We start from the raw sequence: 13,998 nt of genomic DNA, 5'->3' as shown, positions 1-13,998 counted from the left end.
CGTGCGCGGTGTTTCGGGCTCCCCGGAGCCGCCGGTGGCCGCCCCCTGCTGACCTGCCGGAACGTCGGGGAACGGGCTCGGCCTGCCTTACCAGGACGGGCGCCGGGGCGCCAGGGAACGGCCCGGACTCGGCCCTGGACGGGTGACGTTCTGGTGAAAGTGGGCATGCCAGGAATCACCGCCCGGCATGCTGTGCCGCGTGATGATGCGGATGGAGGTCCAGACCGTGAGCGCGAACCTGCCGGAGACCCTCGCCGAGGGAGCGGTGGTCCTGCCGGCTCCCCCTCGGGTGGTCGACGACCTGGCCCGTGACCTGACCCAGGCCGCCGCGGCCGTCCGGGCGGTGTCGCGCACCGGCCGCTCCGGCGCGGACGTCGCGGTCGCCGCGTACACCGCCGTGGTGTGCACCGGGCGGTCGGCCGCCCGGGCCCTGGAGGAGGCCGCCGCCTGGTGCCGGCAGGCCCCCGAGGCCGAGGTGCACTCGATGGCGTGGGCGCGGGTGCCGGGGCACCGGGAGGACGTCCACGAGTACCGCGTCACCATGGCCGTCAGCTTCCCCGACGGCGAGACCGGTGAGTACGTCGGCGACACCCATCACGCCTGCCGCTGACGACGTATCATCACCTCCATGACTGAGGGGGGTACGAACGACATGGTGAACGGGCCGACCACCGGTCAGGACGGTGCGGCCGCGGGGGAACGCGCCGACGGCCCGCGGGAGTTGTCGCGGGCCGCCGCCGTCGCGGTCACCGTGCTCGCGGCGGTGTTCGGCGCCGCGGTGCTGCTGGCCGTGTTCCACTGGCTGGGGTGGACCGTCCCGTGGATCGGCTGGATCGTCGCCAAGGCCGGGATCAAGCTCGCCGTCGGAGGGTTCGCCGGGCTGGCCGTCGGCTTCGCCTGGCTCCGGGCCAGGCTGCGGGCCAGGACCGGGAGCTGACCGACCGCTCAACCGGCCTGCGGGGACGGGCAGGTGAGGTCGCGCTCGGGTGCGGTGTCGTCCAGCAGGTAGCGCTCGACCACCCCGCTGACGCAGGCGTTGGACGTGGGGTACTGGCCGTGGTCGCCGTTCCCGGTGACGGTGACCAGCCTGGAGCCGCGCAGCGCGCGGTGGGCGCCGAGCGCCGCCTCGTAGTACGTCGACGGGTCGTGCACCGAGTTGAGCATCAGCGTGGTCGGCAGATGGGCGCCGGTCACCTTGACCTCGGGCGCCGGGGCGACCGGCCAGGCGGCGCAGACCGCGCTGAAGGCGAGCGTCCGGGCGCCGGCCAGCGGCCAGCGGGCGGTGTTCTCCGCGCCGCGCCGGATCCAGGTGCCCAGGTCCCTGGTCCACGGGGTGTCGTTGCAGGTCACCGCGAAGTACTCGGCCGCGAACTCCGGGCTGAGGTAGCTGTTGTAGGCCTTCGCGGTCGCCGCCCGGGTGGCGGGGTCGGCGTCCTGCCAGGTGTCGAGGGTGGCCAGCAGCCGGGCCAGGGCGGGGAAGTCGGACGCCCGGTAGATCGCCGACATGGCGAGGCTGTCCAGCTGGTTCGGGCCGATCGTCAGCGCCCCCTCGACGATGGGGGAATCGTGCAGCGCCGCGCGCCGCTGCTCCCAGTGCGCCCGCACCTGCTCCGGTGTGGAGCCCCAGTGGTAGGTGGCGTCCCTGGCCGCCAGCCAGGGCGTGAAGTCCTCGTCGAAGCGGCGCTGGAAGCTCATCGGCTGGCCCAGCTGGTACTTCTCCCAGGTGCCGTCGAAGCCGATGTTGCTGTCCAGCACCATCCGCTCGACCCGGTGCGGGAAGAGCGTCCCGTAGTAGGCGCCGACCATCGAGGCGTAGGACGGGCCGTAGTAGCTGATCTTGCGCTCGCCGAGCAGGCCGCGGAACAGGTCGATGTCGTGGGCGGTCTGCTCGGTGGTCAGGTAGGGCAGGAGGTCTCCGCTGCGCTCCTGACAACTGGCCGCCAGCTTCCTGGAGTTGGCGATGATCCGGTCGATCGCCGCGGGGGACTGGTCGCGGTAGTCGCCGGCCAGGAACTCCTGGAACTCCTCCTGGGTCTGGCAGACCGCCCTGGTGCTCTCGCCGACGCCGCGCTGGTCGAAGCCGACGATGTCGTACGCGGCGGCGACCGCCGGGGCGCCTGCGGCCAGGTAGGCCGGGCGCGCCAGGCCGGTGCCGCCGGGGCCGCCGGCCGCCATCAGCAGGGTGCCCTTGCGCTTGGCCGGGTCGGTGGCGCGGTGCCGCGAGACGGCGATGGTCAGGTCGCCCCCGGCGCCGGGGTGGTGCCAGTCGCGCGGGGCGGCCATGGTGGCGCAGTCCAGCGTGGGCTGCCCGGCGCAGGGCTTCCAGTCGAGGGTCTGGTGGGTGTAGCGGGTGGGTGCCCGGTCGGCGTCGCCCGGGTCGCGGCCGGTGGCGGCGCCCGCGGTGGCGGGTGAGGCCAGGCCGGCCAGGACGGCGGCGACGGTGAGGGCCAGGGTGGTGCGGCGGGTGCGCCGGGCGCGGGGTGAGGCGGTTCCGGTCTGCCGGGTTGCGGTCTTGGTCACGGGAACGATCCTGCCCCGGGCCCGACCTGATGACCGATCTCGCCAGCCCCCGTCTTCGGGGTGGTGCTGGGTACACCCCCGCCGGGGCGGGGGCTCCAGTAGGCCCGGCGGGCGGCGGGTCAGTAGGCGGCGGGTCAGTAGGCGGCGGTGAAGCGGGCCCGGCGGTGGGCGGGCCGCTCGGCCTCGTCGAGGAGCGCGACGGCAAGGTCCTCCATGGAGATCGCCGAGTCGCCCGCGGCGTCGACCAGCAGTTCGTCGCGGCCGATCCGGAACCGGCCGGTGCGCACACCGGGCTCCAGCACCGCGGCCGGGCTCAGGTACGTCCAGTCGACCTCCGGGTCGGCGGCGCGGTAGAGGTCGAACTGCTCGCCGCAGGCCAGGGCGATCGGCCGGATCTCGTCGGGGAATCCGGGGCTGTCGACCAGGACGGTCCCGCCGCCGCCCGGGACGAGCAGGTTGCCCGCGCCGCCGACGGCCAGCAGCCGCGCGCCGGTGCCGGCGATCCCGGCCAGCAGGCCCCTGGTGGCGACGGCCAGTTCGTGCTCGCTGCCGGGCAGCGGACGGGTGGCGGTGATCACCACGTCCTGCCCGGCAGCGATCCGGGCGACGTCCTCGGGGTCGCGGGCGTCGCCGACGGCCAGGGTGGCGGCGGACGGCAGGCCGTGCGGCTTCGCCGGGTCCCGTACGACGGCGGTGACCCGGTGGCCGCGGGCCAGGGCCTCGGTCACGACCCGGCTGCCGACGTTGCCGGTGGCGCCGAACACGGTGATGCGCATGGGGAACTCCCTGGAGTGGTGGGGAACGGTGGTGGGGGGCGGGGTCAGGCGTTCTCGTGGGCGGGCCGCGGGGCGGCCGCCGGCTCGGTGTCGGCCGCCGGCTTGGCTGCGGTGCGCGGCCGTTGGGTCTGGGCGGCGATCAGCGCGCCGAGCACGACCAGCGCGCCGAGCGCCTGGAGCGGGCTGAGGTCCTGGCCGAGCGCCAGCCAGCCGAGCAGGGTGGCGACGACGGGGCTGAGCAGCGAGAGGAAGGAGACCGAGGTCGGCGGCAGCGCGCGGAGCCCGCGGAACCAGAGCGCGTAGGTGACGGCCGCGCCGATCAGGCACAGGTAGGTGTAGCCGAGCACGTTGGCGAGGCTGTAGTGGGACGGCGGCGCGCCCTCGGCGAGCAGCGTCACCGGCACCAGCAGCAGCCCGCCGGCGGTGAGCTGCCAGCCGGTGGTGGCGAGCATCGGCGCGGGGGAGACCCACCGCTTGGCGAGGACGATGCCGGCGGCCATCACCACGGCGCCGCCGAGCGCGGCGAGCACCCCGACCGCGTCCAGCGCGGCGTTGGCCCGCAGCACCAGCAGGCTGACGCCCGCGACGCCCGCGAGGCCGGACAGCACGGTGCGCAGGGTGAGCCGGTCGCCGAGGAGTAGGGCCGACAGCCCGGCGGTGACCAGCGGCTGGACGGCGCCGACGGTGGCCGCGATGCCGCCGGGCAGGCGGTAGGCGGCGATGAAGAGCAGCGCCTGGAACACCCCGATGTTCAGGGCGCCGAGGATCAGTGAGCGCCACCACCAACTGCCCTGCGGCAGACGGCGGGTGAGGGCTATCAGGAGGATCCCGGCGGGCAGGCAGCGGATGACGGCGGCGAGCAGCGGGCGGCCGGGCGGCAGGAGTTCGGTGGTGACCAGGTAGGTGGTGCCCCAGACCGCGGGGGCGATGGCCGTCAGCAGGACGAGGGCGAGGCGATTTCTTAGCACTAAGGCAATGTATCTCAGCGCTAAGGCATCTCACCGTGCCGAGGGAGTGATGTGGCTCACAGTTATCTCACCGCTAAGGAATTCTTCCGGGATCGCCTACCCTGAACCCGTGGCAGATCATGTGGACCGCGTCGTCGCGCAGTGGGGCGCCGAGCGCCCCGACCTGGACGTCTCCCCGATGGAGGTGTTCGGCCGACTCAAACGCCTCTACCGGCTGGTGGACGCGGCGCTCAACCGCACCTTCGCCGAGCACGGGCTGGACGCCGCCTCCTTCGACGTCCTCGCCACCCTCAAGCGCAGCGGACCGCCCTACCGCCTCACCCCCACCGGTCTGATGCAGTCCGCGATGGTCACCTCGGGCGCCATCACCCAGCGCCTGGACCGGCTGGAGGCCCGCGGCCTGGTCACCCGTACCCGCAGCGACCAGGACGGCCGCAGCCGCGAGGTGGCCCTCACCGCCGACGGCCACGCCCTGATCGACCGCGCGCTGCCCGACCACCTCGCCACCGAGTACCGCATGCTGGCGGGCCTCGACGAGGCGCAGCGGACGGCGCTCGTCGAGGCGATGCGCGCCCTGCTGGCGGACCTCGGGGAGAGTCCGGAGTAGCCCGGAGTGGCCCGCGCCGGGGCCGGTGCCCGTGCCGGTCGGCTACGGCCTGACCGCCACCGCCTTGAAGAAGGCGTAGTGGAACGTCCCGCCCGGCTCGGCGGCGCGGCGCAGCTCGGTGACACCCCGGTCGAAGTCCTCCGGGGTGGTCAGCCCGGCCGCCAGCGCCTCCGCGCGTACGGCCTCGACCATCGCGACGAAGGTCCGCCGGGTGAAGCCCTCCACGAGGGCCGGACGGGAGTCGTCGGCGTAGACCGTGCGCGGGCGGACCGACACCCGGGCGAAGCTGGCCGCCGTCAGCAGCGGATGGAGGCGGCGGCCCAGCAGGCCGTCGCCGCCCGCCCGGGCCTGCAGCCGCACCAGGTGGTCGACGGTGCGGCGGGCCGCCGGGCTCTCCGGGTGGAACAGCGCCGAGCCGTGGTCGCCCTCGATCACCGTGATCGTCCCGCCCGGCCGCAGCACCCGGTGCAGCGCCGCCAGCCCGGCCGTCGGGTCGGGCAGGTGCTCCAGTACGAAGCACAGGAAGACGTGGTCGAAGGAGCCGTCCGGGAACGGCAGCCGGTGCAGGTCGCCGTGGTGCCAGACGACGTCCGCGGCGGGCGCCTGGGCGGCCACCCGGGCGCGGGCCAGGGCCAGGGAGTCCGCCGAGAGGTCCGCCGCCGTCAGCCGTACGCCCGGGCTGGCGGCCAGCAGGTGGACGGTCTGCGCGCCCACCCCGCAGCCCGCCTCCAGCACCCGGCTGCCCGCCGGGTAGGCCGTGCCCGCGTGCAGCAGTTCGGCGAGGGTGTCGGCCTGGTCGCCGAGGCGCCGCGCCTCGGTCCGCGAGTAGCCGTGGACGTAGTCACTGGGGTGCTCCGGCGCCGCGGCAGCCGCGGGTGTGGACGTTTCCGTGGTCATGGCCCCACCCTCGCCGCCACTATGGTCCGGTGAACAGGTCCAAAGCCGAGGCATCCGACCGGTCCAAAGAGGCCGGCGCCGACTTCCTCCAGCTCGACACCGCCGACGCCCCGCCCGGCGGCCTCACCGACTGGCTCGCCCGTCGGCTGCGCGAGGCCGTCGCCGACGGGCGGCTCCCGGCGGGCAGCCGGCTGCCCGCCAGCCGGGTGCTGGCGGCCGAACTCGGCGTCTCCCGCGGGGTGGTGACCGACGCCTACCGGCGCCTCGCCGAGGAGGGGCAGGTGGCCGGCCGCGGGCGCGGCGGCACGGTCGTGGTCGCGGCCGTCGCCGCCTCCTCCTCCGTCGTACGGGGGGAGGAGCCCGGGGCGGACCGGCCCCGTCCGGCGCCCGCGCTGTTCCTGGACGACCCCGCCCCCGAGGTCTTCGACCGACTGCGCGCCGCGCCCGCCCGGATCGACCTCACCCCCGGCGTGCCCGACCTCGCGGCCTTCCCCCGCACCGCCTGGCTGCGCGCCGAACGCGCCGTCCTGGACGGCCTCGCCGCGGCCGACCTCGGCTACGGCGACGTCCGCGGCACCCCCGCCCTGCGCCGGGCCGTCGCCCACTGGCTGGCCCGCAACCGGGGCATCCGCGCCGACCCGGACGAGGTGCTGATCGTCGCCGGCACGGCCCAGGCCCTCGCCCTGCTCGGCCGCGCCCTCGGCCGGGCGGGCGTCGGTGAGGTCGCGGTCGAGGACCCGGGTTCGCTCGGCGCCCGGCAGCACCTCGCCCACTGGCTCGCCGCCACCCCGCCCGTCCCGGTCGACGCCGAGGGCATCCGGGTCGACGCGCTGCGCGCCACCGGCGCCCCGGCCGTCCTGCTCACCCCCGCGCACCAGTACCCGACCGGCGTCGTCCTCGGCGGTGACCGGCGGCGCGCACTGCTGCGCTGGGCCGCCGAGGGCGGCCTGGTCATCGAGGACGACTACGACGCCGAGCACCGCTACGACCGTCCGCCCGTCCCGGCGCTGCGGGCCGCGCTGCCGGAGCAGGTCTGCTACGCGGGCAGCGTCTCCAAGCTGCTCGCCCCCGCGCTGCGCACCGGCTGGCTGCTGGTCCCGGCCCGGCTGCGGGACGCCGTCCTGGACGCCAAGCGCTTCGCCGACCTCGGCAACCCGGTGCTGCCCCAGCTGGTGCTCGCCCGGCTGATGGAGTCCGGTGAGCTCGACCGCCACCTGCGGCTGCTGCGCCGCCGCCACCGGCGACGCCGGGACGCCATGATCGCCGCCATCCGCACCCACCTGCCGGGAGCCACCGTGCACGGCGCGGCGGCTGGCCTCCACCTGATGCTGACGCTCCCGGAGGAGCCCGGTCGCACCGACACCGAGTGGGCCGCCGCCGCGCTGGCCGAGGGGGTCAAGGTGCAGCCGCTGTCCTGGCACGCCCGGCTCCCGTACCCGCCCGGTCTGGTCCTCGGCTACGCGGCGGGCTCGACGGCGGAGATCACCGAGGGCGTGGCCGTCCTGGGCCGGTTGGTCCGGCGGTCGTCCTGACCTCGGCGTCGGCTCCGGCGCGGTGGGGACGTCGTGGTGGGCCCGGTGGGGGCTCGGTCCCCGGCCTCCGGAGTCTCTTGAGCACCCGGTCGGCGTAGGGCGCGGCCCCTGGTGGCTTATAAGTCGGAATATCGGATACACGGATACGGCTGCGCAGAGGGAATGCCGGGCCGTGTCCCGGGGTAAGTTGGCATGCTGTAGTCAAATACTGGCCCGGGAGGCGTGATGGTCCCGTTCCGAAGTGTCGCCCAGTTCGGCGTTGTGCTGGCCGTGCTGGGGGCCGCGCTCGGCCCGGTGCCGCTCGGATCGTCCGCCCGGCCGGGCGGCAGCCCGAGTGCTCCGGGCGGCCCGGGCGCTTCGACCGTATCGACTGCTTCGAGCGCTTCGGGCGCTTCGAACGAGAGGGGCGCGGCGATGGCCGGCCACGAGCAGGAGGACTCCCGGGTGCTCGCCGGGCGGCGGATCGTGCTGTCGTACCCCGGCCCGACACCGCCGCCCGGGGTGCTCCAGGTGATCCGGGAGGGCCGGGCCGCCGGGGTGATCCTGTTCGGTGAGAACGTCACCAGTCCCGAGCAACTCGCCGAGGTCGTTGCCGAGTTGAAGCAGGCCGCGGCCGAGGCGCCGCATCCGCGCACCCTGCTGCTGATGACCGACCAGGAGGGCGGCAAGATCCGCCGGCTGCCCGGCGAGCCCGAACTCTCCGCCCGGCGTGTCGGGGCGGCGGCGAACCCGCTCGCCGCAGCGGCGGAGACCGGGGCCGGTGCCGCCCGGACCCTCGCGGACGCCGGGCTGAACCTCAACCTCGCCCCGGTGCTCGACGTCTACGACACGCCGGACAACTTCATCGACCACTTCGAGCGCTCCTACGGCCAGGACCCCGCCAAGGTGGCGGAACTGGGCAGCGCCTTCCTCGTCGCCCAGCAGGGCCTCGGCGTGGCCGCGACCGCCAAGCACTTCCCCGGCCTCGGCTCAGCTCCCCGGGGTGAGAACACCGACGAGCGCCCGGTCACCCTGAACGTGCCGCTGTCACAGCTCCGCTCCCGCGGCGAGGCCCCGTACCGGGCGGCCATCGCGGCGGGCGTGCGACTGGTGATGGCCTCCTGGGCGGTCTACCCGGCGCTGGACCCGGACCACCCGGCCGGGTTCTCGCCGAGGATCATCCAGGGCGAGCTGCGCGGCCGGCTGGGCTACGGCGGCGTGACCGTCACCGACGCGATGGAGGCCCAGGCGCTCGCCCCGTACGGCGGCACCGGCGACCGCGCGCTGGCCGCCGCCGAGGCCGGGATGGACCTGCTGCTCTGCTCCGCCCGCGACCCCCGGCAGGCCGAGGACGCCACCGAGGCGCTGGCCGCCGCCCTGGACGACGGCCGCCTCGACCGGCACGCCTTCACCGACGCCGTGTCCCGCGTCGACGCCCTGCGCGCCTCCCTGGGCTGAGCGCGCGGGCGCCGGCGAGCGGGGCGAGGGCGGTCGCGGCGGCGGTCCCGGCAGCGGTTCGCATGCGGTTCACCTGGGCTCAAGGCGGGCGTCGCCCAGGCGTGTTCGGAAGTTCTGCCACCCAAGGGTGATTGAGCCATCGAAGGTCTGATTTTGGCCGAGCATTCGGTTCAAAGGGTAAATCGGGCTCTGGGTATATGAATCACATGGCAAAGTTCCTGTCGTGGACCTATGAAATGTCATATGTACCACGTCACCTGTCTCAGTCCGCCCTCGTTCCCCTCAAGGAGGAACCCATGAACCGGATCGCCCGGATCGCCGCCGGTGCCGCCGGCGCCGTCGCCCTGCTCTCGGCCCCCGTCCCCGCCTTCGCCGCGGCTCCGACCCTGGCCACCACCACCGTCACCACCTGCGGGAGCTACAGCCTCCAGGCCGGTCTGGCCACCTACGCCTGCGCCGACGTGACCGGTGACAGCGTCGCGATCTACGGCAAGATCGGCCTGGCCGGCCCGCCGTCCCCGGGCACCCCGTGGCCGCCGGCGCCGAAGGAGCTGGTGACCCACCTGTCGGCCGACGTGGTCGGCGGCACCTCGCTCGGCGCGGTCAGCGGCCGCACCGTGTTCCAGGTGAGCACCGTGCGGGTCGACGGCATCGCGGCCACCGTGGCGTGTGGGTCCACCGTGCACGTGTCCTTCGACGTCGAGGGGTTCTGGAGCGGTCAGGTGCCGGCCACCGCCGATGTGCCTGTAGTCTGCTGACGGCTCGTCACCGTGACTGCCGGGCCCGGGAGTTGGCAGCATCCTGGGCTCGGCTTTCGCCTGTCGTGACCCGGCCGGGGCCCGGTGGTCGATCCCGCGGCCCGGGCCCGTCGGGCGGTCGACGCGCTGTGACGACTTGAAGAAATCTTCATCTGTCGCGATGATGCCTACCGGCCGCGGCGACGATCCCGCCCGGCCGGACGACCACCGAGCCGGACCAGAGGGAGCGCGCGGACGATGCCGGTACCGCTGTACCAGGCCAAGGCGGAGTTCTTCCGCACCCTCGGCCACCCCGTGCGGATCCGGGTCCTGGAGCTGCTCCAGGACGGACCCAGGCCGGTGCGCGAGCTGCTGGCGGAGATCGAGGTCGAGCCCTCCAACCTCTCCCAGCAGCTCGCGGTGCTGCGCCGCACCCAGCTGGTCACGGCGACCCGCGAGGGCAACACCGTGGTCTACGCGCTCAGCACCCCGGACGTCGCCGAGCTGCTGCGCGCGGCCCGGCGGATCCTGACCGAGCTGATCACCGACCAGGGCGCGCTGCTCACCGAGCTGCGCGCCCCCGGCGGTCGGCCCCGCTGAGCCGAGCCCGGTCCGTCCGCCCGATCCGAGGAGAAGCACCACCATGAGCGACAGCACGAGCGACGAGGGTACGAGCGAGGAGAAGCGGCGCCGCAAGGCGATGCTGATCCGCGCGGGCATCTACATCTTCGCCACGCACCTGTTCGCCGGTTTCGTGCTGCTGCTGTTCGCGCTCGGCGGCCGGAAGTAGCGCGCCGCGGGCGGGAGCCTCACCTGCGCCGGGAGCGGGACGCTCGGCTGCGCCGGAGGCGGGACCCTCACCGGCGCCGGCCGCGGTCCGGCACCAGGTAGCGGTTGCTGGTGCTGGTCCAGGCCAGCACGCCGGCGATCAGCTCCCGGGTGCCGTCCAGGTACCAGCGCCCGGCCGGGTGGCGGCACAGCAGCTCGCGGCGCAGCTCCTCGCTCTCCTGCTGCAGCCGCACCACCTGGGCGCGCACCGAGTGGACCGCCCGGCTCCGGGTGCAGCCGTGGGCCCGCTGGAGGGCGATCACGGTGTTGAAGGCGGCCCCGGGCTGTCGTTCCTCGCGCCTCAGCGAGTAGAGGTCGTTGATCAGTGTGGCGGCGTCGGCGGTGTTGGCGCGCAGCCGGTGCAGCGCGGGCTCCGCGTGCAGCGCGGCCGGGGCGTCGGCGCCGTGGACCCGTTCCAGTATGTTCATGAACGGGTAGAGGCAACTGCCGTGCCGGCGCAGGTGCATGGTGTCCGTGAGGTCGAGGCCGAGGGCGGGCACGGTGCCGCGGGCGCGGTGGTCGGCCTCGGCGGGGAAGGTGGCCAGGCAGGCCCGCCACTCCCGGGCCGCCCGGGCGCGCCACTCCGGGGACATCGACGCGGTCTGCCGCTGCCACAACTCCCGCCAGGAGAGCAGCGTGTGGCTCTCGGACGGGCTTCCGCCGGGGGCTCCGTCGAGGACCGCGATCAGCGGGTCGACCAGGGCGCGGGCCTCGTCGGGGTGGCGGCCGGGCGAGCCGTCGAAGCGGTCGTCCAGGATGGTGAACCAGCCCAGCATGTCCACCAGGAGGTCGAGTTCGGCGCCCCGGGTGCGGGGGAAGGCGTGGCCGATCAGCTCGTGCAGCGCGTAGGCCCGGTAGCGGGGCAGCTCGGGTGGGGTGAGCAGGCCGTGGCGGACCACCCAGTCGGCGTGCCGGTCGGCGGCGAGGCGCAGGTGGGTGTGCGGCTGGGGGGCCGCCGGAGCGGCCGGGCTCGTGGGCGCGGCCGAGGTCGTGGCCGGGGCGGGGGCGGTCGCGCGGTCGGCGCCGGTGAACGGACACCGGTCGGGCGGTTCGCCCTGCGAGGAGGCCACCGCGTTCCCCGGTGAGGCGGCGGCGTCGCCGTCGCGGGAGGCCGCCGAGGTGCGCCCGCGTGGGGAGCGCGCGCCGCGTGGCGCGAGCCGCACCCGCAGGCCGTGCGCCTGGACCGTCGTCCACACCACCTCGCGGGCCCGGGAGCCCGGCACGGCCGTCGGGCGCCAGCGGCGCAGGATCGCCGCGGCCGCGACGGTCAGCTCCGCCCAGGCGAAGGCCTCCCCGATGCACTTGTGCTTGCCCGCCCCGAACGGCAGGAAGGAGGGCCGCCCGGTGCCGCCGCCGTCCTGCCAGCGCTCGGGCCGGAAGCTCGTCGGCTCCGGGTAGCGCACCGGGTCGCGGTGCAGCGCGGTGAGGCTGTACAGCAGCTCGGTGCCGGCCGGGACGCGGTACGGACCCAGCTCGACCGGCACCTGGGCGGTGCGCATCAGGAAGGCGTTGGGCGCGTGCAGCCGCACCACCTCCTGGGTGACGCTGCGGGTGTACGTGAGCCGGGCCAGTGCCTCGGGGGTGGGGACGGTGCCGACGGGCAGGTGCTCGTCCAGCTCGTCGAGGATCCGGGCCTCCGCCTCGGGGTGGCGAAGCAGCTCGTCCAGTAGCCAGGTGAGGGTGGTGGAGACGGTCTCGGTGCCCGCGCCGAACATGGTGATCGCCTCGGAGCGGACGTCGGCCTCGGTGAGCGGGCAGCCGGTCGCCGGGTCGGTGGCGGCGCGCAGCAGGGCGGGCAGGGTGTGTCGGGCCCCGGCCCCGGCCCCGGTCCAGGTGCCCGCGGTCGGGGCACGGCCGTTGACGGCCTGGTCGACCACCCGGTTGAGCACCCGCACGGCGTTGTCGAAGCGCCGGTTGACGGGCAGTGGCAGCCGGGCGAGCGACGGCTTCGGGTAGAGGGACTGGACGATCTGGCCCTTCACCAGGTCCGGCAGTGCCCGGTGGAAGGCGATGGTGGCGTCCTCGCTGAGCCGGGCGTCGAACAGCGAGCGGGTGACGATCTCCAGCGCCAGGTGGTTCATCTCCTTGGCCACGTCGAGGACCTGCCCGGGGTGCCAGCGCGCGGCCCGCTCCTCGGTGACCTGCTGCATCACGGCCAGGTACTCGCCCATCCGGTCCGGGCCGAAGGCCGGCTGGATGATCCGGCGGCGGTCGCGGTGGGCCTGGCCCTCGGACATCAGCAGGCCGTCGCCGAAGGCCGTCTTGAGGGTGTCCTGGACGGCGCCGCGCGGGCAGTCGTGGGCCAGTGCGACGAGCAGGGTGTGGACCAGCCGGGCGTCGGTCACCACGCAGACGGTGCGCGGTCCGAGTCGGATGCGGACCACCCCGCCGTGCCGGGAGAGCGAGCCGAGGAAGCCCAGCGGGTCGCGCAGCAGGGCGCCGGCGTGCCCGAGGCCGGGCAGGGCACCGGGGGCCAGCGGGGGGACGGCGGCGCGGGCCAGCGGGGAAGGGCCGGGTGCGGTTCTCGGCGGGACGATCAGCTTCCGAGTCTCGGTCAGCAGGGACATGACACTACCTCTCACCAGAGTGGCCGGTGCGGGCGATACCGGGTGGCAGCGGCGGGCCGGCCGGGAAGCGGGGGACCGCCCAGCGCGGCCCCCGCGCGCGCCCCCGGCGGGAGGGCGCACGTTGAGCAAACGCGCCGGTTTCCCGAGCGTTGCGCCGAATGTGCGGGGATCACTCCAACGGCCGAGTGGATCGACCCTTTCGTGCGTGCTCGAAGCTCCGTGTTGACCTGCGCGGATGTCTTCGCCCGGGCGGCCCGGCGGTTGCCCGGACTGCAGGGTCTTTGGACCCTCGCCGCACAGGCGTGCGAGGGACAGCATGGATGCGAAGAAGGAGGAACCTGATGACCCGTCTGCGCCACCGGCCGGCCCTCGACGTCCGGGTGGAGATCCGCGGCGAGCTGCCGCGTGAGGAGGCCGAGTACGCCCGGGTCCGGGCGCTGGCCACCGCCACGGCGCTCGGCCCCGACACCCACGCGCTGCGACTGCGGCTGACCCGCTCGCGGAACCGGTCGGTGACCCGGCCCGCGCTGGCCCAGGCGGACGTCGAGCTGGCGGGTCTCGGGCCGGTCCGGGTGCAACTGGCCACCGGCACCGCGCGGGAGTCCGTCGACCTGGTACTCGGCACACTGGCCGGCCGGGCCGTCCGGCTGCGCGAGCAGGGCGACATCGGCTTCGCCGCCGCCTACGAGAGCGCCTACCGGCCCCAGTACGCCGACCGCCCGCTCGCCCAGCGGCGGATCGCCCGGCACAAGGCGGTCGTGCTCGCCCGCCGCGGCCCCGAACAGGCCGTGCTCGAACTGCTCGCCCTCGACCGGCGGTTCCACCTCTTCGCGGACGCCGCGACCGGGCGCGACGGCCTGGTCCACCGCTGCTCGCCGGGCGGCACGGTGGAGCTGTGCGCCGCCGGCACCAGCGCGATGCCCCCGCTCGACCTCGCCGAGGCGGCCCGCCGGCTCTGGCTCACCGGCCGCCCGTTCGTCGGCTGGACCGACCCCGGCGACCACCGGGCCCGGGTGCTCTACCGCCGCTTCGACGGCCACTACGGCCTGATAGCGCCGGTGTCGGACGGCCGGATCGGGGCAGGAACCCACTCGGCACAGGACTGACACCACGGCGCGACGACCACACC

Annotated in this window: 14 protein-coding genes; 9 read left to right on the top strand and 5 right to left on the bottom strand. The window is 75.0% G+C overall.

Annotation, left to right across the window (positions count from 1 at the left end):
* Positions 1-226: 226 nt before the first annotated feature.
* Positions 227-610, top strand: coding sequence for a hypothetical protein (locus ACGF13_RS22795; protein WP_392877886.1), 384 nt, complete (start codon positions 227-229; stop codon positions 608-610).
* Positions 611-628: 18 nt separating this feature from the next.
* Entirely contained in the window at positions 629-937 is a 309-nt protein-coding gene (locus ACGF13_RS22790) for a hypothetical protein (RefSeq protein WP_392877884.1), read from the top strand.
* 8 nt (positions 938-945) lie between these two features.
* Here the strand turns inward: ACGF13_RS22790 and ACGF13_RS22785 are convergent, their stop codons facing one another.
* The 3 genes from ACGF13_RS22785 to ACGF13_RS22775 form a co-directional block, all read right to left on the bottom strand.
* A complete protein-coding gene (locus ACGF13_RS22785; protein ID WP_392877882.1) occupies positions 946-2,520 on the bottom strand; it encodes an alpha/beta hydrolase in 1,575 nt (524 codons plus the stop codon).
* Positions 2,521-2,654: 134 nt separating this feature from the next.
* Positions 2,655-3,296: an NAD(P)-dependent oxidoreductase gene (locus ACGF13_RS22780; protein ID WP_392877880.1), complete on the bottom strand. Its 642-nt coding sequence runs from the start codon at positions 3,294-3,296 to the stop codon at positions 2,655-2,657.
* A 44-nt stretch (positions 3,297-3,340) separates the two neighbouring features.
* A complete protein-coding gene (locus tag ACGF13_RS22775; protein WP_392877878.1) occupies positions 3,341-4,264 on the bottom strand; it encodes an EamA family transporter in 924 nt (307 codons plus the stop codon).
* Between the two features lie 109 nt (positions 4,265-4,373).
* Here ACGF13_RS22775 and ACGF13_RS22770 point away from each other — a divergent pair, with 109 nt between their 5' ends.
* Positions 4,374-4,871 carry a MarR family winged helix-turn-helix transcriptional regulator gene (locus tag ACGF13_RS22770; protein ID WP_392877876.1) on the top strand — a complete coding sequence of 166 codons (498 nt, stop codon included), beginning with the start codon at positions 4,374-4,376 and terminating at the stop codon, positions 4,869-4,871.
* Positions 4,872-4,913: 42 nt separating this feature from the next.
* On the opposite strand, the gene ACGF13_RS22765 is transcribed toward ACGF13_RS22770, so the two are convergent.
* A complete protein-coding gene (locus ACGF13_RS22765) occupies positions 4,914-5,768 on the bottom strand; it encodes a methyltransferase domain-containing protein (RefSeq protein ID WP_392877875.1) in 855 nt (284 codons plus the stop codon).
* Between the two features lie 29 nt (positions 5,769-5,797).
* Between ACGF13_RS22765 and ACGF13_RS22760 the strand changes: the two genes are divergently transcribed.
* From ACGF13_RS22760 to ACGF13_RS22740, 5 genes are all read left to right on the top strand, one after another.
* Positions 5,798-7,300 carry a PLP-dependent aminotransferase family protein gene (locus tag ACGF13_RS22760; protein WP_392877873.1) on the top strand — a complete coding sequence of 501 codons (1,503 nt, stop codon included), beginning with the start codon at positions 5,798-5,800 and terminating at the stop codon, positions 7,298-7,300.
* A 414-nt stretch (positions 7,301-7,714) separates the two neighbouring features.
* A complete protein-coding gene (locus ACGF13_RS22755) occupies positions 7,715-8,737 on the top strand; it encodes a glycoside hydrolase family 3 N-terminal domain-containing protein (RefSeq protein WP_392877871.1) in 1,023 nt (340 codons plus the stop codon).
* A 296-nt stretch (positions 8,738-9,033) separates the two neighbouring features.
* Positions 9,034-9,495, top strand: coding sequence for a hypothetical protein (locus tag ACGF13_RS22750; RefSeq protein WP_392877869.1), 462 nt, complete (start codon positions 9,034-9,036; stop codon positions 9,493-9,495).
* A gap of 237 nt (positions 9,496-9,732) precedes the next feature.
* Positions 9,733-10,074, top strand: a complete 342-nt coding sequence (locus ACGF13_RS22745) for a helix-turn-helix transcriptional regulator (RefSeq protein WP_049656769.1) — start codon at positions 9,733-9,735, stop codon at positions 10,072-10,074.
* A gap of 43 nt (positions 10,075-10,117) precedes the next feature.
* Positions 10,118-10,264, top strand: a complete 147-nt coding sequence (locus ACGF13_RS22740) for a DUF6126 family protein (RefSeq protein ID WP_392877867.1) — start codon at positions 10,118-10,120, stop codon at positions 10,262-10,264.
* Between the two features lie 67 nt (positions 10,265-10,331).
* Here the strand turns inward: ACGF13_RS22740 and ACGF13_RS22735 are convergent, their stop codons facing one another.
* The gene (locus tag ACGF13_RS22735; protein ID WP_392877866.1) at positions 10,332-12,869 is read right to left on the bottom strand and encodes a cytochrome P450; all 2,538 of its coding nucleotides are present in this window, start codon (positions 12,867-12,869) and stop codon (positions 10,332-10,334) included.
* 341 nt (positions 12,870-13,210) lie between these two features.
* Between ACGF13_RS22735 and ACGF13_RS22730 the strand changes: the two genes are divergently transcribed.
* Positions 13,211-13,975, top strand: a complete 765-nt coding sequence (locus ACGF13_RS22730) for a sigma 54 modulation/S30EA ribosomal C-terminal domain-containing protein (RefSeq protein WP_392877864.1) — start codon at positions 13,211-13,213, stop codon at positions 13,973-13,975.
* Positions 13,976-13,998: the final 23 nt, after the last annotated feature.

This window comes from Kitasatospora sp. NPDC048286 (assembly GCF_043201735.1).
Classification (GTDB): Bacteria; Actinomycetota; Actinomycetes; order Streptomycetales; family Streptomycetaceae; genus Kitasatospora.
The sequence above is the reverse complement of the archived record's forward strand: the minus strand, read 5'-3'. Positions and strand labels throughout refer to the sequence as shown.

What these genes read in the sequence shown, in the direction of transcription:
- ACGF13_RS22735 (WP_392877866.1), bottom strand. Translation starts at nt 12,869, where the DNA reads ATGTCCCTGCTGACCGAGACTCGGAAGCTGATCGTCCCGCCGAGAACC.
- ACGF13_RS22750 (WP_392877869.1), top strand. Translation starts at nt 9,034, where the DNA reads ATGAACCGGATCGCCCGGATCGCCGCCGGTGCCGCCGGCGCCGTCGCC.
- ACGF13_RS22780 (WP_392877880.1), bottom strand. Translation starts at nt 3,296, where the DNA reads ATGCGCATCACCGTGTTCGGCGCCACCGGCAACGTCGGCAGCCGGGTC.
- ACGF13_RS22730 (WP_392877864.1), top strand. Translation starts at nt 13,211, where the DNA reads ATGACCCGTCTGCGCCACCGGCCGGCCCTCGACGTCCGGGTGGAGATC.
- ACGF13_RS22765 (WP_392877875.1), bottom strand. Translation starts at nt 5,768, where the DNA reads ATGACCACGGAAACGTCCACACCCGCGGCTGCCGCGGCGCCGGAGCAC.
- ACGF13_RS22740 (WP_392877867.1), top strand. Translation starts at nt 10,118, where the DNA reads ATGAGCGACAGCACGAGCGACGAGGGTACGAGCGAGGAGAAGCGGCGC.
- ACGF13_RS22790 (WP_392877884.1), top strand. Translation starts at nt 629, where the DNA reads ATGACTGAGGGGGGTACGAACGACATGGTGAACGGGCCGACCACCGGT.
- ACGF13_RS22745 (WP_049656769.1), top strand. Translation starts at nt 9,733, where the DNA reads ATGCCGGTACCGCTGTACCAGGCCAAGGCGGAGTTCTTCCGCACCCTC.
- ACGF13_RS22755 (WP_392877871.1), top strand. Translation starts at nt 7,715, where the DNA reads ATGGCCGGCCACGAGCAGGAGGACTCCCGGGTGCTCGCCGGGCGGCGG.